Raw genomic sequence first — 18,227 nt, forward strand, 5'->3', positions numbered from 1 at the left:
CATCCGCTGCTGGCTACAACGGCCACGCATCCGCTGCTGGCGAGTACGGCCACGCATCCGCTGCTGGCAAGAACGGCCACGCATCCGCTGCTGGCAAGAACGGCCACGCATCCGCTGCTGGCTACAACGGCCACGCATCCGCTGCTGGCGAGTACGGCCACGCATCCGCTGCTGGCGAGTACGGCCACGCATCCGCTGCTGGCAAGAACGGCCACGCAGTAGTAATCGGACTGGACGGTAAGGCTCGCTGTGGTGAAAACGGTGCAGTTATTCTGTCCTACTGGGATGGCTCGCGCCGCAGGCATTTGATCGGCTATGCTGGTGAAAATGGTATCGAGGCGGGCAAATGGTACAAGCTGAACGATAAAAACGAATTGGTGGAAACCACGATTTGACCATAAATACTGTTTGTAGGGTTAGAAAATTAAACCAGCCCGCGGTGTTCTCACCCGGGATCCTTTCACCTTCTAAAATCATAATCATGACAGAAAATATCATTGCGACGGCAGCTGTTGTTGCCTATTTCGCACTCGCCTCAGTCGCTTTTTATTACCTCACTAAAACGGTAAAGAAATGAGCCCGGTTTCTCTCGCGCTGGGCGGCATGCTTTGCCTGGCGATACTTTGCCTGTTTTCTTATTGTCTCGGTAAACTATTAAAAGCCCTGGGAGATGACACCACTTTTTGCTCACATTGTAACGGTGACGATGGTCATTGTCCTGTATGTCGTAACGCGGAAGGTCTTTAAAGATGACAGGCCTAATTCGCGTAATATCCGACGGGCGCAGTTGGTTCCAGGAGCGGTACAGCTTCAGCGACGATCGCCGCAGGATCCTGGACAAAATCGCGGAGGAGTTCGCGCCGCCTTACGAGATCAACATATTACCCGACGTGTCCGAAGAGGTCGAAAAGCTGCACTCGCAGAATATCTCGGCGCTATCATTTCGGTCGGCCTCGTAGCACTGGCCGTCTGGTGCGCTTCACATTCAAATTTTTAAACAAACATAGGTATGAACATCAGTATGACGTTGACCGCGAATAACGCGGCAGATTTGAACCGCATGGCCCACCTGCTGGGTACGCTTGCGGGGAACTGGGAGGGTGATAAAGTTTCGACTGAAACTGTTGCTCAACCAACCAAGACCGTAAAGGTCGCGCCGATTCCCAAACAGGATACCCCGGCCGCTGAAACAAAGACGCCTGAGGCGGAAAGCGCTGTGACGCTGGAGATGGTGAGACTAGCCAGCAAGAATAAGATCGACGCCGGGAAACGAGATGCGATTGGCGGCCTCCTGCAAAAGTTCGGCGTTGCGCGTGTGACGGAACTGGCCAAGAGCCAGTACGCAGATTTCCTCGCTGAAATCGAACAGTTATGAGCCAGCATGCGGTTCTGTCACCTTCCAGTGGTAAACGGTGGATGTCCTGCACGCCTTCGGCGAGGCTGGAAATGGAGTTCACGGACAAGGGCAGCGAGGCGGCGCGGGAAGGCACGCTGGCGCACAAACTGGCGGAAAATATGATCCGTCTGCGGTTGGGGGATTTGTCGGAGGAGGCGCTGGCGGCAATAGAGGAGTGTAAGGCAGACTCGCTGTACTCATCCGAGATGCTCCACTACATCCAGGAATATGTGGATTACGTGCTGGAACAATTTGAATCCGCCCGTGCCCATACCGCCGATGCCGTAATCTTCCTGGAACACCGTATCGACCTCACAGCTTACATCCCTGAAGGATTCGGCACCGGAGACGTAATCATTATCGCGGACGGCGTTCTGCGCATCATCGATCTGAAGTACGGAAAAGGCGTTCCGGTAAGCGCAGTCGACAATCACCAGATGAAGATCTACGGCCTCGGCGCCCTGCGGGAATTCGAAATCCTTTACCACATCACGGAGGTGGAAATGACCATATACCAGCCGCGCCTGGACAGCATTTCCGTGTGGAGTATTTCGGAACCGGAGTTGTGTGCGTGGGGAGCGGACGAATTGGTGCCGAAGGCGCGAATGGCATTTGAGGGTAAAGGCGAGTTCGTGGCCGGTGATCACTGCCGGTTCTGTAAAGCCGCTTCGCTGTGCCGTGCGAACGCAGAAAAGAACCTCGAAGTGGCGCAGTACGAATTCCGCGAGGCGCCTTTACTGACCGATGCGGAGGTAGCCGACATCCTTTCCCGCGCTGATCAATTCACGAAGTGGATCTCTGGCGTGGAAGAATTCGCCCTGGAAGCCGCTGTGAAAGAGGGCAAGCGCTGGCCCGGTTACAAACTGGTGGAAGGCCGCAGTAATCGCACGTACTCCGACCGTGAGAAGGTGGCTACTACGCTGAAAGAAGGTGGATTTACCGAAGAACAGATTTACGAACCGCAGACCCTTCTTTCCATCACTGCTATGGAGAAGTCCATCGGCAAAAAGGCCTTCTCCCTGCATCTGGACGGGCTGATCGTCAAACCGGCCGGGAAACCCGCACTCGTTCCCGCATCCGACAAGCGACCGGAACTGAACAGCATCGACAGCGCAATCAACGATTTTTCTTAACTATTTAAAATTCAATCTTTAATGACAACTGCAATTAATCCCGGCAAAGTGATTACCGGCCTCGTGCGCTTCAGCTACGTACACGTATTTGAAGCAGTAGCCCTGGAAGAAGGGCAGGAGAAAAAATTCTCTGTTTCTCTCATTATTCCCAAAAGCGATACCGAGACCATCGACAAGATCAACGCCGCCGTGGAAGCGATCAAGGAACAGGTGAAAGCCAAGAATGGCGGTAAACTGCCGCTCAAATTCAAGCTGCCGCTCCGCGACGGTGACGAGGAACGCCCGGATGATGAAGCGTACGCAAACAGCTACTTCCTCAACGCCAACTGCAAGACCCAGCCGGGTATCGTCGGGCCGGGTAAGGACAAGGACGGTAAGCCGCTGCCCATTACTGACCCGAAAGAATTGTACTCCGGCTGCTTCGGCCGCGCCAGTGTCAATTTCTATGCCTTCGACACCAAAGGCAATAAGGGTATCGCCTGTGGGCTGAACAACCTCCAGAAGCTGCGCGATGGCGAGCACCTGGGCGGGCGCAGCAGCGCGGCGGACGATTTCGCCGACGATCTCCCCATGGAAGACGACGACCTCCTTTGATAAACCTTGTCGGGGCTTCGGCCCCGGCTTTAAACCTTTCCAGTTATGCAGATTCAGGAAATGCAATCAATTTTTAAGGACATCGCTACGGTGGACGAGGAGTTGCACCGGCTTCAGGAATGCGCTGCAAAGTTAAAGGATGCAGACTTTACAGTAAATGTGAGTATAGGACTCCCATCCGTGAATAAGCTTCCTTCGGAAATGCGGCAGGAGAATTTTGACTTTTCGTATCTGTTTGAAAGTGCCCTTTTTGGTCCGGCTAACAGGACGGGTGTCCGCATCGAAGAAAAAGTCATAAAGGATTTCCGCTTCCAGACCTCGGAAGTGGAGGCGCTCCAGGTGCTCGGTGTCATCGTCGCGTATAAAGAGGCTGCCCGGATGGCCCTTGTGAAAAAGCTCATCGATGCAGGTATTTCCGTAACCCTTTAAATCTCATACTCATGCAAGCATTTACAGACCGCGATATCATGCCCTTTGGCAAGCACCGGGGAAAGGCGATGGCTAACATCCCCGCCCCGTACCTCCTTTACCTGTTCAATGTAGGGGTGGATCATCCCGGTGTGAAGGGCTACATCAACGCCAACCTCGATGTACTCCGTGCAGAGGCAGCTAAAATCAAACGATAATGCGAACACTGGCCATTGATATCGAAACCTTTTCCTCGGTCGATCTGACCAAGTCCGGCGTGCATAAGTACGTGGAGGCGGCAGACTTCCAGATACTGTTGCTCTCGTACAGCATTGATGAAGGCGCCGTGCAGCTGGTCGATTTAGCCAGCGGAGAGACGCTCCCTGCCGAGATACTGTCGGCACTCACCAACCCGGCAGTAATGAAAACCGCGTTCAATGCGGCATTCGAAAGAACCTGTATTGCCAAATCCTTCAATATCGAACTGCCGGTCGAGCAATGGGAGTGTACTTTGGTAAAGTCTGCCATGCTTGGGCTACCATTGTCGCTCGACGCCGTTTCCAAAGCCTTGAACCTGCAGGCGGAAAAGGACGCCGCCGGCAAAGGCCTGATCCGGTATTTCTCCATCCCGTGCAAGCCGACCAAAGCAAACGGCGGCCGCACCCGGAATCTCCCGGAGCACGACCTGCAGCGTTGGGAGGCTTACAAGGAGTATAACCTGCAGGACGTCCGGGTTGAATTGGCGATCCGCGCGAAGCTCGCGTCCTTCGTCATCCCCGAGTCAGAACGGCGCCTGTGGCAGCTGGATCAGCGGATCAATGATACCGGCATCCTCGTTGATACTCGCCTGGTACGCAACGCCGTGCGCATCGACCAGGCGCATAAGGAAGCACTAACCACCGAAGCCGTGCAACTCACCGGTCTGGATAACCCGAACAGCGCCGCGCAGCTAAAAGATTGGCTAGGCCGGGAGATGGACGAAGAGATTGCCACCTTGCGGAAGGATGATATCCCGGTACTGTTGGAGAGCACCGACAGCACTACGGTGCAGCGTGTCCTCCAGCTGCGGCAGGAGATGTCGCGCACGTCGGTGAAGAAATACCAGGCGATTGCCGCATACGTTGGACAGGATCGCCGCGTGCGGGGCCTGCTGCAGTTCTACGGTGCCAACCGCACCGGGCGGTGGGCTGGTCGCGGGGTGCAGGTGCATAACCTGCCGCGTAACGAAATGGCGGATCTGGACATCGGCCGCCAGTTGGTACTCGCCGACGATCTCGCGGCACTGCAGATGCTGTTTGACAGCGTGCCGGACGTACTGTCCCAACTGATCCGTACCGCGTTCATTCCGGCGAAGGGGCACAGGTTCATCGTGGCCGACTTCTCCGCCATCGAGGCGCGCGTGATCGCGTGGCTGGCGGGTGAGAAATGGCGGCTGGACGTGTTTGCCACGCACGGTAAGATATACGAGGCCTCCGCCGCTCAGATGTTCGGTGTGCCGCTGGACAGCGTGACCAAAGGCTCCGACCTGCGCCAGAAAGGGAAAGTATCGGAGCTCGCGCTTGGCTACCAGGGCGGACCGAACGCACTCATCACCATGGGCGCCTTGAAGATGGGCATCCAGGAGGAAGAACTGCCGAAGTTGGTGGCAATGTGGCGCCAAGCCAACAAGGCCATCGTGCGGTATTGGGATTGTGTGGGTAACGCCGCCATGGAGGCCGTTGACGGCGCGCCCGTTTCCACCAGCTACGGTATTTCGTTCCGAAAGGAAAAAAATGTCCTGTTCATCCAGCTGCCCAGCGGGCGCCGTCTGGCTTATCTCCGCCCGCAGATCCGGAGAGGGAAGTACGGATCTGACGTGCTGGCATACGAGGGTATGGACCAAACCACAAAGAAATGGAGCCTGCAGGAGACCTATGGCGGCAAGCTGGTCGAGAACATCGTCCAAGCGGTTGCGCGGGATTGCCTGGCAGACGCCATGCTTCGGCTGGACGACGCTGGCTACCGGATCGTCATGCACGTGCATGACGAGGTGGTGCTGGAGGTTCCCGACGGCTTCGGTAGCCTCGAACACGTCAACGAGATCATGGGGGAGCCGATCCCCTGGGCGAAAGGCCTGCCCCTGAAGGCCGATAGTTTCGAAACGCTTTATTACAAAAAAGATTGATTATGCAATTAGTAAATCACGTGTTGGGATTGGGGCGATTGCAGCGCGCCCTCGAAAATGCCGCTAAAATAGATGCTGATGTAGTTTCGACGCCCCCACCGGAGGGCGCAAAATGTGGCACTGCACCTGACCCCGTGAACCACCCCAGCCATTACACCGCCGGTAGTATCGAGGTGATCGATTTCATCGAGGATCAGGGCTTTGACTACCTGGTAGGCAACGCTGTGAAATACCTCTCCCGCGCAGGCCGTAAAGATCCGACGAAACACGCGGAGGATCTGCGCAAGGCGATATGGTACATCAATCGCAAAATCCAGGCGTTGGAAAAGGAGGATCTGTCATGAGAAAGTTCACACCTGAAGAAGATGATTTCCTGCGGCGGATCCAACCGGAACGCCCGGCGGCCAGCTACAGCAACAAATCTCCCCTCGGTATCGCGGGGCAGGAATAAACCCAAACATACATGACACAGCAGACTATACACCACGACGGCCAGCTGGACATGGCCACTGGCCGCCACAGGAAGGAGACGAATTGGAAGAATAAGCAGGTGATGTGGTCTGACCTGGTTACCCGGCTCGCGACGACTCACCGGACCAGTGAGACGTTCCAGGAATACCTGTCCGCGAAGAAGCCGCGGCAGGATGAAATAAAGGACGTCGGCGGCTTTGTCGGCGGATATATAACCGGCGGCCGGCGAAAAAGCGGAAGCGTGCTCCACCGGCAGCTGCTGACCCTGGACATCGATTTCGCCGGGCTCGGTACCTGGGATGATTTCACGCTGCTGTACGATAACGCCGCCGTGCTGTACAGCACGCATAAGCACAGCCCGGAGGCGCCGCGGTTACGGCTTATCATGCCGCTGGACCGGGAAGTCGGCCCGGACGAGTACGTGGCTATCGCCCGGCGCATCGCCGGCGTACTGGGGATTGAACAATTTGACCACACAACTTACCAGCCTGAGCGGTTCATGTACTGGCCCAGCACTGCCCGCGACGGTGCATACCGTTACGAGGTGCAGGACGGCCCGTGGCTGTCTGCCGACCAGGTACTGGCCACTTACCGCGACTGGCGGGATAGCAGTGAATGGCCGACCAGCACCCATGAAACGGAGATCACCCTGCGCGATATTAAAAAGCAGGGCGATCCGCTGGAGAAGCCCGGCATCATTGGCGCGTTCTGCCGCACCCACTCCATAGCTGACGCGATCGAGGCGTACCTGACAGATGTGTACGATGCCTGCGACGACGGACGCTATACATATAAGGAGGGGAGCACCAGCGCGGGGCTCGTGGTCTACGATGACAGGTACGCCTACAGCCACCACGGTACTGACCCGGTGAGCGGCAAGCTCTGCAACGCCTTCGACCTGGTGCGGCTGCACCGGTTCGGCCTGAAGGACGAGGACGCGCAGGAGGGCACGCCCTCCAACAAACTGCCATCGTTTATTGCCATGACGGAACTGGCGTCAAAGGATCCCGCCGTGCGCAAGCAGCTGGGCACCGAACGCCTGCAGGACGCCCGTACGGATTTCGAGGACGACCTGCAGGAGGGCGCCGCACCGTCCGACGAATGGCTGGCGGACATGGACGTCGACAAGAAGGGAAATTACTACTCCACCATCGATAACATCATCCGCGTGCTGAAAAACGATCCAGCGCTTAAAGGCCGGTTCGCCATCAACCAGTTCGAACGCCGAGAGGTCGCCCTGCGCAACCTCCCCTGGCGCAAGATCACGCCGCAGACGGCCTACCTCACGGATGTGGACGACGCCGGCGTGCGGCACTACCTGGAATCGGTATATAATATTACCGGCGTGCAGAAGGTGCAGGACGGGCTCAACCTGGTGATCTCCGAAAACGGGTTCCACCCGGTGCGGGAATACCTGGAGGGGCTTACCTGGGACGGTGTCCCCCGGGCGGAACGGTTGCTGGTCGACTACCTCGGCGCCGAGGACAACGTGTACGTACGGACGGTAACCCGCAAGATCCTCGCGGCAGCAGTTACCCGCATCTTCCGCCCCGGTGCGAAGTTCGACTACGTGCTGGTGATGGTGGGCAAGCAGGGGCTGAAAAAGTCCTCCCTGATCGACGCGCTCGGCGGCAAATGGTTCTCGGATTCGTTCTCCACCATCCAAGGCAAGGAGGCCTACGAACAGATACAGGGTGTCTGGCTGGTGGAAATGGGCGAGCTCGCCGGGCTGAAAAAGGCCGAGGTGGAGACGGTGAAACACTTCATCAGCAAGCGCGTTGACCGCTACCGCGTCGCCTACGGCCGGCGCATCGAAGATTTCCCGCGCCAGTGCGTATTCTTCGCCACCACCAACAACCGCGACTTCCTCCGCGACCCGACGGGAAACCGCCGGTTCTGGCCGGTGGACGTACACGTGACCCAGCCGGTCAAAGACGTTTTCCAAGACTTAACCGAAGCGGAAAGGGGCCAGATATGGGCGGAGGCAATGGAGTGGTACAGGGGCGGCGAGGCCTTATACCTGCCGAAGGAAATTGAGGCGATGGCCACCGCCATGCAGGCTGAGCACTCTGAACAGGATGAGCGCGCAGGCATGATCCAGCGGTACCTCGATACCCTGTTGCCGGAAAACTGGGAGCAAATGGATCTGTACCAACGTCGCGGCTTCCTGGCGGGCGATGACCTGGCGCCGGCGGGCACCAAGCTGCGGACGCGTGTTTGCGTGGCGGAGATCTGGTGTGAGGTGCTTGGCGGTCAGCAGAAGGATATGACCAAGTACAACGTAAAGGAAATTCATGACATTATGCGGAGTTTAAGCGGGTGGGAATTCTATAAAGGGAAGCTACGTTTTGGTAATTACGGTGTTCAGAAAGGTTATGTACGGCAACAGTCATGGCAACACCAAAACGTAGCAGATGTTGCCGACATGTTGCCATCAAAAAATTTAACGGCAACACCTGAAACTTATACTAGTAAGGAATCCTAACAAAATGTTTCCAATGTTGCAGTAAATATCTATAACTAATCGAAATGGTTAATTAGAGAGAAAAAGAAGAAAGCGCACCCGCCTAAACGCACATATACGCGTATATAGGAACAAACGGCAACATTGGATCACGGCAACATCACCGAAAAATGGCAACTGAATCAAAGCTCGAAACGAAACTGCACAACCGGGTGAAAAAACTGGGCGGTTGGGCGATAAAGTTCACCCCCTTATCCTTCACCGGTTTTCCGGACAGGATTGTTCTGCTGCCCCCCGGCCGGTTCTGGTTGGTAGAGATGAAAGCCCCGAAGGGCGAACTGAGAGCACGCCAGCAACTGGTACATAAGCAGCTTCGCCGGATGGGTTTTGAAGTGTGGGTGATAAACACCGAAGAATTGTTACAGAACTTTTTAAAGCAGATTGAATTGTGAGGTACGAACCTTTTCCATACCAGGAGCATGCCACGGAGCATGTGATCGACAACCCTGCCGCCGGGCTCTTCCTTGAAATGGGGCTGGGCAAGACGGTAGCGACGCTGACCGCAGTTGACCGGCTGATGAACCAGTACCTGGAGGTTTCCCGTGTGCTGGTGATTGCCCCTAAGCGGGTGGCAGAAGATACCTGGACGACCGAGTGCGAGAAATGGGATCACCTGCGGCACCTGAAGGTTTCCCGCGTGCTGGGCAATGAGCGTCAGCGGCAGGCGGCGCTGAAGGCCAAGGCGGATATTTACGTCATCAACCGGGAAAACGTGGCGTGGCTGACCAGTCACCTTGGCGGCGCGTGGCCGTTCGACATGCTGATCATCGACGAATCCAGCAGCTTCAAATCACCGAAAACCACTCGCTTCAAGGCGCTGCGCCGCGTACGGCCGCAGATCCGCCGCGTGGTGATCCTGACCGGTACGCCGGCGCCAAACAACCTCATCGACCTGTGGCCGCAAATGTACCTGCTGGACCAGGGCGAGCGCCTGGGCAAAACCATCACCGGGTTCCGTACCTCGTACTTTTCCCCCGGCCGGCGTAACGGACATGTTGTTTACGAGTACGTACTGGACGGCCAGAAGGACGACGGAATCCTGGGTGCCGGCATCATGGAGAAGGAGATCTACGACAAGATCGGCGATATCTGCATCTCCATGAAGGCGGCGGATTACTTGCAGCTGCCTGAGCGCATTGACCGGTTCGTGCCTGTCCGTTTCCCGCAGACGGTTATGGATCAGTACCGCGAATTCGAACGTAAACAGGTGCTGGCGCTGAACACCGGCGACGATGTGATTACGGCGGTGAACGCGGCGGCGCTTTCCGGGAAATTGCTGCAGTTCGCTAACGGCGCGGTGTACGACGAGGATAAAGTCGCGCACGAGTTTCACCAGGAAAAGCTGGAGGCGCTGGACGAGATTATCGAAAGCGCCAACGGCCAACCGGTTCTGGTGTTTTACTGGTTCCAGCACGATTTGCAAAGATTGCGTAAACATCTCGTAAAATATAAGCCGCAGGAGCTCAAAGGCCAGGAGGATATCCGGAAGTGGAACGATGGCCGCACGCAGGTGCTGCTGGTGCACCCGGCCAGTGCCGGCCACGGGCTCAACCTGCAGGCAGGCGGCAACATCATCGTTTGGTTCAGCCTCACGTGGTCGCTGGAGCTTTACCAGCAGGCCAATGCACGCCTGCATCGCCTGGGGCAGAAGTCTGCCGTGATCGTTCACCACCTGATCGCCATGGGCACCATGGACGAGGACGTCATGAAAGCGCTGGAGGCGAAAGCCGATTCGCAGGAAGCGTTGATGCGTGCGGTCAAGGCGAGGGTGAAAAAATATTTTACGATGTTGCAAAAAGTATAACGGATTCAAATTTTTGTTATTTTTGTTTCATCAGGCTACCCAATTTCCCACACAATTTATAGCCGTGTAACATTCAAACACGCGGCAATGATCCATGGAATTAACGTGAAAGAGAGCAGAGGCGAATTGCTTATCGGTATCAAACGCGAGCAATTCATTGCCCAACTGATGGCCTTACCCGACAAAGACGACTGGGTAAACATCATCATTTCCCCACTTCGCGTACCGGTCGGAAAGGCCGGGTACACGCACGGAGTCAGACCACAAAAACCTAAGAAGCATGCCGGCGCCGAAGAAAAATAACTTCTGGACGCTGCGCAGCAAGCACGGGCGGGACAAGCTATTTGCCTCGCCTGAACTGCTTTGGACGGAAGCGTGCGCGTACTTCCAGTGGTGTATCGATAACCCGCTCATCAAGGTTGACTGGGTCGGCGGCATGGCCAAGAAGGTGAAGCGACCGATCGACCGGCCTTTCACACTGGAAGGGCTTTGCCTGTACCTGGGTGTGAACAAAGGCTATTTTCGGGATTTCAAGAAGGGAGCCGGGGCGGGAGAAGATTTTTCCACGGTTGTTACGCGCATAGAGGAAACGATCTTCCACCAGAAGTTCTCCGGCGCCGCTGCCGGCATCTATAACGCGAACATCATATGCCGCGATTTGGGGCTGGTGGACAAGAAAGATTTGAGCGGTGGGCTCGAAGTGAAGTTTGATTACGGGAAACTGAGTGATGGAGCACTTGAAGAAATTGCCCGGCTTGCCGGAACTGGACCCGTGGAGGGCGCTGGGGGAGCTGTGTAAGCGGCGTTTTTACCGTTTCTTCCTGGAAATGTGGGAAACGATAGAGGCGGCGGAACTGGTGCCCAACTGGCACATCGAGTACATCTGCGATGAGCTGCAGGACGTGTACGAACGGTGGGCGCGCGGGGAAGCGCAGGACGATGTGCTGATAAACGTGCCTCCGGGCTCCACCAAGAGCACCATTGTTACGCAGCTGTTCCCGGCATGGCTTTGGGTGAAAAGCGCCGCCATTCGGGCTATTTCGAGCAGTTACGCGGGGGATCTTGCCACCGCGCATGCTGTAAAGACCCGGGACTGTTTGAAGTCGGAGAAGTTCCAGGCCATGTATGGCAAAGACTTCATCAAGTTCAAGGAGGACACCGACGGCAAAACCCACTACAAGAACACCGCGAAAGGCGAGAGGTTCGTAACCAGTACAGGCGGGCGCGTGACCGGGATGCACGGGGATTTCATCCTGATCGACGACCCCATCAACCCGGAGCAGGCGACCGGCGAAGCGGAGCTGAAGAAGGCGACGCGTTTCGTCTCCCGGACGCTGGCAACCAGGAAGACGGATAAAAAGCGTTCCGTCACCATCATGGTAATGCAGCGGCTGCACGAGGCCGACCCGGCAGGAGAGTGGCGCAAAAAGAAGAAGCTGCGGTACATCTGCCTGCCCGGTGAGCTCAGCAAGGATGTGCATCCGGCGGAACTGAAGGACAGGTACATCGACGGTTTACTGGACGTTCGGCGCCTTCCCCGTGAAGCCCTTGACAAGCTGAAAGTCGACCTGGGATCCTACGGTTATGCCGGCCAGATCCAGCAGCGGCCGGCGCCGGAGGATGGCGGTATCTGGAAACAGTGGTTCATCCCGATTCCTGATAACGCCTTTCCGGAAAGAGACCAGCTGGAGGACTACGGCACCGACTGGGACACGGCCTACACCGAAGACCAGAAGAATGACGCCAGTGCTTTCTGCACATCCGGCTGCATCCGGCTGAAAGAGGGCAAAAAGATCTTTATCGACAAGCTGGGGCACGCCAAAAAGGAGTTCCCCGACCTGATCCGGCTCATGAAAGCCATGCCGGCGCCGCACTACATCGAGGCGAAGGCCTCCGGTAAAAGTGCCAAACAGACGCTGGTGTCCAATGGCATACCGGCGATAGAGGTGCAGGTGGTCGGTGGTGACAAGATAGCCCGTACCAAGATGGCGACGCCGCCGGTTGAGGCCGGCCTGGTGTACATCCGGCAAAGCCTTGTCGAGGCACTATACAACGATGCAGAACAGGGGATCCTCGTATTTCCCAACGGCCTGCACGATGACGTAAACGACGCAGTAGTACAAGCCATCCAGCGCCATACGCAGGCGCAGAAGGAATGGATGTAAGATACATTCACCGGCTCCGGTTCACTTCCAATTCGGCCGTAAACAACGGCAAATGAACATTCTCGCCAGACTGAAATTCGCAACGCAGGCAATAACCGGCCGCCTGCCGGTGAACAACGGGGGCATTCGGGAGATCGGCGGCCAACTGGTCTCCAACCTGGACAACGTAAACCAGTACGTGCGAAACGGGTATTCGGCCAACGCGGTCGTGTACTCGATCATCTCCTATTCCGCACGGAAGTTCTCCACCGTGCCGCTCCACCTCTACGAAAAGACCAACGATAAAGATTTCAAGCGATACAAGGCCCTGATGGGTAACGGCTTCCCGACGACCAAAGTGGCAGCAATCGAAGCGATGAAGCTGCGGCGCAAGGCGCTGAAGGCGGTAGAAAGTCACCCGATCATGGATTTGCTGGCGCGGCCGAACCCGATGCAGGGCGGTGCGTCGTTCATCGAGAACCTGTACGGGTTCAAGCTGATCACTGGCGCTGGCACTGCCTGGGCGAACCGTGGCGGAATTGAAGGAGGAGAGCCGCTGGAGCTGTGGTGTCTGCCGTCGCAGGACATCGATATCGTCTGCCAGCGGCCGGATTTCCTCGTACCCATCGGCTACCAGCTGAAGCACGGCTACATCACCAACCTGAAGAAGGAGGACGTACTGTACTGGAAATACTGGAACCCCAACTGGTCGACCGACGGCTCCCACCTGTACGGCCTGGCGCCGCTGAAGGCGGGGGCTATGGTCGCCACGGAGCGCAGTAAGGCCGACCGCGCGAGCGCCACCCAGATGCAGAACCTCGGTAGTAAAGGCGTGCTGTTCGCGAAAGGCGATAAAGGCATGTCGATAGAGCAGCGCGACCAGCTTCGCGACCGGCTGGACGAGGAAGTGAACGGGATCCAGAATATCAGCCGCGTGGCGCTTGCCAATGCGGAACTGGGTTACGTCAACCTCGCCCAAACCAACGAGCAGCTGGGCATGGAGGGCATCAAGCGAATGAGCAAGGAAGACCTGTGCAACGTCTTCGGTTTCCCGCCGGTGATCCTTGACCCCAGCCGCGGCACGCTGGCTAATCTGGAAGCCTCCATTAAATCCTTTGTCACCAACAAGATCATTCCGGAGTGGTGCTCCCTGCGCGACGACCTGAACGCTTGGCTGCTGCCGATGTTCAAGGACGGCAGGCGGTATTGGCTGGAACCGGATTTCTCAGTGATCCCGGAGCTGCAGGAGGATCTGGAGAAGCAAGTGAACGCGGTGATGAAGATCTGGCCGCTCACCCCGAACCAGATGCTGGCGTATCTCGGCTGGGAGACCGACGAGAACGACCCGAACATGAACCGGCGGTATATCCCGCAGAACCTTATCCCGATGGACGAGATCGGCATGCCGCAGGAGGACATCGACACCGACGTTGAAAAGCTGGTGCGAGCCGGCATTACTGATTATAAATAAACCATTTTATGCAAATTCTTACTCCTGGCCACCGCTATGTGGCCGCAAATTTTGAGAACGCCGAACACGGCCAAACGATTCAGTTTATCGAAAAACAACCCGTAAGTGAGGGGTCAACGGAAATCGTTACCGTAAATGATGGGACAACCAACGAGGAACTGATCGCCGTACTGGTTGATCGCTTGAACTTCTTAAACGGTAAGTTCCCTTGCCGAGAGAACGCAATCGCAATTACGCATCTTGAAACTGCGCTGCTGTGGTTGAACAAACGTACTGAAGACCGCAAAAAGCGCGGGGTAGAAGGAACCAACCAAAAGTAGTGTTATGACGGATCGGCAGATATGGCGGCAGTTCAACACGTTCCAGAAGCGGTATGAACGGAAGTACGCGAAGCGGGTCTACCGGCTCCTGCGGCGCCAGGCGCGTACTGTTGCCGCGTACCTGCGGGAAAACGGCACGGAACAGACGATTGCCGCCATGTCTTTGCTGATCCGCCCGCAGGAAATTACCGCGCTTCTCCGGCAGCTTTACACTGAAGTCGGTGTACGCTGGGCGAATATCGAATACGCCAACATACAGGACCAGGTGAAATCGGCGGTGTTTGTGCTGGAAACAAAGGCCTTCGGCTTCAATGCGGAGTGGGAGGCGATCCTGAACATCTTCTTCTCTGCCTACGGCGGCGAGAAGATCACCAGCATCGACGATACCACCAAAGAGTGGCTGATCCGTAAGATCATCGAAGGGCGCAATGCCGGGCTCGGCCCGGAGCAGATTGCCCGGACGATGATCGATGATAAGGATATCCCGCTGGCACGCGCCCGCGTCATCTCCCGCACGGAGACAGTGGCGGCTACCAACTTCGGCGGCATTACTGCGGCCCGCAAGACAGGGCTGCGGATGGTCAAGCGCTGGGTAAATGCCCATGACAGCCGCGTACGCGAAACGCACAAGGATGTAGCGCAGGGCGGGGTAGGGGGTGAGGTTGTACCGCTTGAGCAACCGTTCAGTAATGGATTGATGCACCCGGGTGATCCGCAAGGCGGTGCGAAAGAAGTGATACAATGCCGCTGTATCGCAAGTACACGGCCGGCTAGAGACAGTAACGGCATGCCGATGCGTGCGTAAAAATATCGTAATGACATTGGAAGAAGCAATCAGAATAGTCATACCAACGCCGCCGGGCGCGTGCCGCCTAATCCGCATGAGGCTGGAGTCTGAAAGGTTTCAGCTGAAGCAGCGCATCGAACAGAAACGCGATTTACACCTGGTACCGAAAAAAACTTTGGAAGAAATCGAAAAATTATTTGGCGAATTAAAATAAACACTATTTTTGTACACGTATGGCAGAGAAGCGCAAAATTACTCCGCGCGCCGAGAAAGCCAGAACCAATTTCCCTCCCAATTCATCTGAATCTCACCGCAAAGAAAAACGTCCAATTCACGCGCCTGTTCCTGAACAGGTAACATCTGACCATGCGCATTCCCATAACGCGCATGAAAAGGATCATTCAGTACAAAACCCTCGAAGGAGGCATTAAGGACGTCGACACGCAGTCGCGTACACTGAAAATTGCAATCGCATCGTTCGGCGAGATCAACCTCGACCGGGACGGCGATATCATCCTGCATTCAGCGGTTGCTAAAACCATCAAGGAGCGCGGCCCGAAAGGCACAAACGAGATATGGCACCTGACCGATCACGTGTACCTGATGGAACATGCCCTCTCCAAATTCAAGGATCTGTACGTGGAAGGTGATTACCTGATTGGTATCTCCTCCCCGTCCCGTACCCGACTGGGCGATGATGTCATGGAACTGTACGCCGACGGCCACATCAACCAGCACTCGATCGGTTTCTCCACCCTCGTGGAGGAACAGCAGAAGAACGGCCCCAACATCATCAAGGAATTGGCGCTGTGGGAAGGCTCTACCGTGTTGTGGGGCGCCAATGCCAATACGCCGACTTTCGGCGTAACCAAATCCCTCACCAGGAAAGAGGCCAACGACATGCTGCAGCGCACTATCAAGAGCCTGCGCAACGGTCACTATTCCGATGAGAGCTTCTCTTTACTCGAATTACAACTCAAAGCAATTCAACAATACATCCTCGAAATTGACGAAAAAGCCACTGCGCCGGCAATCCAGACCACGCAGCCGGTTGTCAAGGAAGCGGATTACTCCAGTTTATTGAGTTCCATAGAAAAAATATCGCAAACTCTTTAAACGAAGTATATGCCTGAAAATGTGACGCTTGAACAAGTGCAGAAAGGCGTAGACCAACTCGGCGAGAAGGTCACCAAAGCACATGAGTCTTCTGAAGGGCTCAAAACCGAAGTTATCGCCATCAAAACCGGCGTCGATGAAGTGAAATCTAACGTTACGGTGATCCGCGACGAGCAGGATAAACTGAAAGACGAAGTGAAGGAGCTGAAAGCGGCACGCGGCCGCCAGGGCGCCGAACCCCAACGCAAACATTTCAACCAGGTGCTTTCCGAAGCGCTCCTGGAGCACACCGATGACCTCGAAAAGATGTCACGCGCTGATTCCGGCAGGAAGAAGAGCCTGATTATCGATTTGAAAGCGGTAGGGGACATTACGACCGGAAGTGTATCCGGTGGTACCGCCTGGGGGAACATCATCCGCCCCGGCATCATCGAACTCCCCAAACGTAAGGTTAATGTGCGCCAGCTGGTACCGACCGGCTCCATTGGGCCCGGCACCGAGTTCGTGTATATGCGTGAAATTGTGGGTGAAGGCGACCCTGACACCCATACGGAGGGTAACACGAAAAGCCAATTTGATCTCCGGCTCGAAGAAGACAGCGTGAAGATCGAAACGATTGCCGGTTGGGTAGGGGTGACGCGTAAAGCGATGAACAACATCCCAGGGTTCGTTTCCTTCCTGCAATCTCGTCTGCCTGAAAAACTGCGCCGCGCTGAAGATCGCCAACTCCTGTGGGGTAACGGTGTTTCGCCCAACATCAAAGGCATCCTTTCTGCGGGCAACTTCACTGCAGCTACGACAACCGCCGATATCCTTATCGAACAGCTCATTGACTCCGCCGCCCAGGCTGAAGATGATCTGGAAGTAGATATCGATGCTTTCTTGCTGCGCCCGAAGGAATATTACAATTTCTTCAAAAATAAGGCAACTGGCTCCGGGGAATACGACCTGCCGAAGAACGTAACCTTCGTAGATGGCATCCTGTACATCTCCGGAATCCCTGTTTTTGCTTCCACAGCAATGAACAAGGACTTTGCTGGTGCAGAGGCTAACAAGTTCATCGCAGGTAACTGGCAACAGGGCGCCCAGCTGCTCATTCAGGAAGATATGCGCATCGAAATCAGCGAACACGACGTGGATAACTTCCGCAAGAACAAGTACACCGTCCGTATCGAAGAAACCGTGGCGTTCCCGGTTTACGGCGCACGCTACTTCGTGGCCGGCGATGTCGCTACTCCCGTTATTTAACCAATCTCCTGACGAATACCTTCCAAACCCGGGAGGGTGGTAACCACTGCCCTCCCTCATTTTAAACACTATGAAACGTTTCCTTTTTCTCGTGACGCTGATGTTGGGTTTCGTCCTGGGATCCCAGGCGCAGACGTCGATGTTGTCGCAATACAGCAAAGCACTGGACACCGTGGTAAACACCGGTACCAAGTACCTGAACCTGCCCACGCCGCTGAACGGGTATTACAAAACGGCTGAAATCTCCGTGACGTATGCCAAGATCTCCGGCACGGTAGCGGGCACGGCCGCACTGGAATACAGCATTGACGGCACGAATTATTACACCCTTACCGCAAATGCTGCCTTCACCGCCACGGACGTCGCATCTCAAACGTTCGGCTGGTCGCTAAAGGACGTCGGCTTCCGGTATATACGGGTGAAGTTCACGGGCACAGGCACAATGTCCGCTCAGGTCCAGGCCAAGATTTACGCACGCAAGCAAAATATCTGATTATGGTAAAGACGATTGTCGTGAAGAAGTTTATCGACCGCGATACCAAAGAGTTGAAGACGGTCGGCACGGAGTATGAGTGCGACGAAAGGCGCGCCAACCTCCTGCGTAACGGCGGGTATGTGCAAATCCCCGCAGCGCAGCCTGATGTACC

22 protein-coding genes are annotated in these 18,227 nt (G+C 55.9%); all 22 read left to right on the forward strand.

Annotated elements, in window-relative coordinates; all coding sequences use genetic code 11:
* Positions 1–222, forward strand: a 222-nt coding sequence (locus ACQKLP_RS21730) for a hypothetical protein (RefSeq protein WP_427325069.1), incomplete at its 5' end; no start/stop codon positions are given.
* Positions 223–749: 527 nt separating this feature from the next.
* The gene (locus tag ACQKLP_RS21735) at positions 750–959 is read left to right on the forward strand and encodes a hypothetical protein (RefSeq protein WP_427325070.1); all 210 of its coding nucleotides are present in this window, start codon (positions 750–752) and stop codon (positions 957–959) included.
* Between the two features lie 50 nt (positions 960–1,009).
* Entirely contained in the window at positions 1,010–1,375 is a 366-nt protein-coding gene (locus ACQKLP_RS21740; protein ID WP_427325071.1) for a hypothetical protein, read from the forward strand.
* On the forward strand, positions 1,372–2,529 hold the full coding sequence (locus tag ACQKLP_RS21745; protein ID WP_427325073.1) for a DUF2800 domain-containing protein: 1,158 nt from the start codon (positions 1,372–1,374) through the stop codon (positions 2,527–2,529). Before ACQKLP_RS21740 ends, ACQKLP_RS21745 begins: the two co-directional genes overlap by 4 nt.
* A 21-nt stretch (positions 2,530–2,550) precedes the next feature.
* The gene (locus ACQKLP_RS21750; protein WP_427325074.1) at positions 2,551–3,123 is read left to right on the forward strand and encodes a DUF2815 family protein; all 573 of its coding nucleotides are present in this window, start codon (positions 2,551–2,553) and stop codon (positions 3,121–3,123) included.
* A gap of 45 nt (positions 3,124–3,168) precedes the next feature.
* Positions 3,169–3,552: a hypothetical protein gene (locus ACQKLP_RS21755; protein WP_427325075.1), complete on the forward strand. Its 384-nt coding sequence runs from the start codon at positions 3,169–3,171 to the stop codon at positions 3,550–3,552.
* Between the two features lie 11 nt (positions 3,553–3,563).
* On the forward strand, positions 3,564–3,749 hold the full coding sequence (locus tag ACQKLP_RS21760; protein WP_427325076.1) for a putative quorum-sensing-regulated virulence factor: 186 nt from the start codon (positions 3,564–3,566) through the stop codon (positions 3,747–3,749).
* A complete protein-coding gene (locus ACQKLP_RS21765) occupies positions 3,749–5,695 on the forward strand; it encodes a DNA polymerase (RefSeq protein ID WP_427325077.1) in 1,947 nt (648 codons plus the stop codon). The genes ACQKLP_RS21760 and ACQKLP_RS21765 overlap by 1 nt, the downstream gene beginning before the upstream one ends.
* Positions 5,696–5,697: 2 nt before the next feature.
* Positions 5,698–6,039: a DUF3310 domain-containing protein gene (locus ACQKLP_RS21770; protein ID WP_427325078.1), complete on the forward strand. Its 342-nt coding sequence runs from the start codon at positions 5,698–5,700 to the stop codon at positions 6,037–6,039.
* A gap of 119 nt (positions 6,040–6,158) precedes the next feature.
* Positions 6,159–8,651: a VapE domain-containing protein gene (locus ACQKLP_RS21775; RefSeq protein ID WP_427325079.1), complete on the forward strand. Its 2,493-nt coding sequence runs from the start codon at positions 6,159–6,161 to the stop codon at positions 8,649–8,651.
* 149 nt (positions 8,652–8,800) lie between these two features.
* Positions 8,801–9,082: a VRR-NUC domain-containing protein gene (locus ACQKLP_RS21780; protein WP_427325080.1), complete on the forward strand. Its 282-nt coding sequence runs from the start codon at positions 8,801–8,803 to the stop codon at positions 9,080–9,082.
* Entirely contained in the window at positions 9,079–10,494 is a 1,416-nt protein-coding gene (locus tag ACQKLP_RS21785; protein ID WP_427325082.1) for an SNF2-related protein, read from the forward strand. The genes ACQKLP_RS21780 and ACQKLP_RS21785 overlap by 4 nt, the downstream gene beginning before the upstream one ends.
* Before the next feature lie 87 nt (positions 10,495–10,581).
* Positions 10,582–10,797 (forward strand): hypothetical protein, encoded by a 216-nt coding sequence (locus ACQKLP_RS21790; RefSeq protein WP_427325083.1) that lies wholly within the window; start codon positions 10,582–10,584, stop codon positions 10,795–10,797.
* Positions 10,775–11,293 carry a DNA-packaging protein gene (locus ACQKLP_RS21795; RefSeq protein ID WP_427325084.1) on the forward strand — a complete coding sequence of 173 codons (519 nt, stop codon included), beginning with the start codon at positions 10,775–10,777 and terminating at the stop codon, positions 11,291–11,293. Before ACQKLP_RS21790 ends, ACQKLP_RS21795 begins: the two co-directional genes overlap by 23 nt.
* Positions 11,223–12,659, forward strand: coding sequence for a hypothetical protein (locus ACQKLP_RS21800; protein WP_427325085.1), 1,437 nt, complete (start codon positions 11,223–11,225; stop codon positions 12,657–12,659). Before ACQKLP_RS21795 ends, ACQKLP_RS21800 begins: the two co-directional genes overlap by 71 nt.
* A gap of 52 nt (positions 12,660–12,711) precedes the next feature.
* Positions 12,712–14,109 (forward strand): phage portal protein, encoded by a 1,398-nt coding sequence (locus ACQKLP_RS21805; RefSeq protein WP_427325086.1) that lies wholly within the window; start codon positions 12,712–12,714, stop codon positions 14,107–14,109.
* A gap of 8 nt (positions 14,110–14,117) precedes the next feature.
* The gene (locus tag ACQKLP_RS21810) at positions 14,118–14,429 is read left to right on the forward strand and encodes a DUF7681 family protein (RefSeq protein ID WP_427325087.1); all 312 of its coding nucleotides are present in this window, start codon (positions 14,118–14,120) and stop codon (positions 14,427–14,429) included.
* 4 nt (positions 14,430–14,433) lie between these two features.
* Positions 14,434–15,234 carry a phage minor head protein gene (locus ACQKLP_RS21815; RefSeq protein ID WP_427325089.1) on the forward strand — a complete coding sequence of 267 codons (801 nt, stop codon included), beginning with the start codon at positions 14,434–14,436 and terminating at the stop codon, positions 15,232–15,234.
* Between the two features lie 10 nt (positions 15,235–15,244).
* Positions 15,245–15,430 carry a hypothetical protein gene (locus ACQKLP_RS21820; protein ID WP_427325091.1) on the forward strand — a complete coding sequence of 62 codons (186 nt, stop codon included), beginning with the start codon at positions 15,245–15,247 and terminating at the stop codon, positions 15,428–15,430.
* A 173-nt stretch (positions 15,431–15,603) separates the two neighbouring features.
* Positions 15,604–16,332: an HK97 family phage prohead protease gene (locus tag ACQKLP_RS21825; RefSeq protein ID WP_427325092.1), complete on the forward strand. Its 729-nt coding sequence runs from the start codon at positions 15,604–15,606 to the stop codon at positions 16,330–16,332.
* Positions 16,333–16,341: 9 nt separating this feature from the next.
* Positions 16,342–17,580 carry a phage major capsid protein gene (locus ACQKLP_RS21830; RefSeq protein ID WP_427325093.1) on the forward strand — a complete coding sequence of 413 codons (1,239 nt, stop codon included), beginning with the start codon at positions 16,342–16,344 and terminating at the stop codon, positions 17,578–17,580.
* A gap of 70 nt (positions 17,581–17,650) precedes the next feature.
* Positions 17,651–18,073, forward strand: a complete 423-nt coding sequence (locus ACQKLP_RS21835) for a hypothetical protein (RefSeq protein ID WP_427325094.1) — start codon at positions 17,651–17,653, stop codon at positions 18,071–18,073.
* Positions 18,074–18,227: the final 154 nt, after the last annotated feature.

The organism is Chitinophaga sp. NPDC101104 (genome assembly GCF_050277495.1).
In the GTDB taxonomy this organism is placed as follows: domain Bacteria; phylum Bacteroidota; class Bacteroidia; order Chitinophagales; family Chitinophagaceae; genus Chitinophaga.

Excerpts from the sequence above, each read along its gene's own strand:
- ACQKLP_RS21835 (WP_427325094.1), top strand. The coding sequence starts at position 17,651 with ATGAAACGTTTCCTTTTTCTCGTGACGCTGATGTTGGGTTTCGTCCTG.
- ACQKLP_RS21745 (WP_427325073.1), top strand. The coding sequence starts at position 1,372 with ATGAGCCAGCATGCGGTTCTGTCACCTTCCAGTGGTAAACGGTGGATG.
- ACQKLP_RS21740 (WP_427325071.1), top strand. The coding sequence starts at position 1,010 with ATGAACATCAGTATGACGTTGACCGCGAATAACGCGGCAGATTTGAAC.
- ACQKLP_RS21765 (WP_427325077.1), top strand. The coding sequence starts at position 3,749 with ATGCGAACACTGGCCATTGATATCGAAACCTTTTCCTCGGTCGATCTG.
- ACQKLP_RS21810 (WP_427325087.1), top strand. The coding sequence starts at position 14,118 with ATGCAAATTCTTACTCCTGGCCACCGCTATGTGGCCGCAAATTTTGAG.
- ACQKLP_RS21825 (WP_427325092.1), top strand. The coding sequence starts at position 15,604 with ATGAAAAGGATCATTCAGTACAAAACCCTCGAAGGAGGCATTAAGGAC.
- ACQKLP_RS21820 (WP_427325091.1), top strand. The coding sequence starts at position 15,245 with ATGACATTGGAAGAAGCAATCAGAATAGTCATACCAACGCCGCCGGGC.
- ACQKLP_RS21770 (WP_427325078.1), top strand. The coding sequence starts at position 5,698 with ATGCAATTAGTAAATCACGTGTTGGGATTGGGGCGATTGCAGCGCGCC.
- ACQKLP_RS21735 (WP_427325070.1), top strand. The coding sequence starts at position 750 with ATGACAGGCCTAATTCGCGTAATATCCGACGGGCGCAGTTGGTTCCAG.
- ACQKLP_RS21775 (WP_427325079.1), top strand. The coding sequence starts at position 6,159 with ATGACACAGCAGACTATACACCACGACGGCCAGCTGGACATGGCCACT.
- ACQKLP_RS21780 (WP_427325080.1), top strand. The coding sequence starts at position 8,801 with ATGGCAACTGAATCAAAGCTCGAAACGAAACTGCACAACCGGGTGAAA.
- ACQKLP_RS21750 (WP_427325074.1), top strand. The coding sequence starts at position 2,551 with ATGACAACTGCAATTAATCCCGGCAAAGTGATTACCGGCCTCGTGCGC.
- ACQKLP_RS21755 (WP_427325075.1), top strand. The coding sequence starts at position 3,169 with ATGCAGATTCAGGAAATGCAATCAATTTTTAAGGACATCGCTACGGTG.
- ACQKLP_RS21790 (WP_427325083.1), top strand. The coding sequence starts at position 10,582 with ATGATCCATGGAATTAACGTGAAAGAGAGCAGAGGCGAATTGCTTATC.
- ACQKLP_RS21760 (WP_427325076.1), top strand. The coding sequence starts at position 3,564 with ATGCAAGCATTTACAGACCGCGATATCATGCCCTTTGGCAAGCACCGG.
- ACQKLP_RS21795 (WP_427325084.1), top strand. The coding sequence starts at position 10,775 with ATGCCGGCGCCGAAGAAAAATAACTTCTGGACGCTGCGCAGCAAGCAC.
- ACQKLP_RS21830 (WP_427325093.1), top strand. The coding sequence starts at position 16,342 with ATGCCTGAAAATGTGACGCTTGAACAAGTGCAGAAAGGCGTAGACCAA.
- ACQKLP_RS21800 (WP_427325085.1), top strand. The coding sequence starts at position 11,223 with ATGGAGCACTTGAAGAAATTGCCCGGCTTGCCGGAACTGGACCCGTGG.
- ACQKLP_RS21805 (WP_427325086.1), top strand. The coding sequence starts at position 12,712 with ATGAACATTCTCGCCAGACTGAAATTCGCAACGCAGGCAATAACCGGC.
- ACQKLP_RS21815 (WP_427325089.1), top strand. The coding sequence starts at position 14,434 with ATGACGGATCGGCAGATATGGCGGCAGTTCAACACGTTCCAGAAGCGG.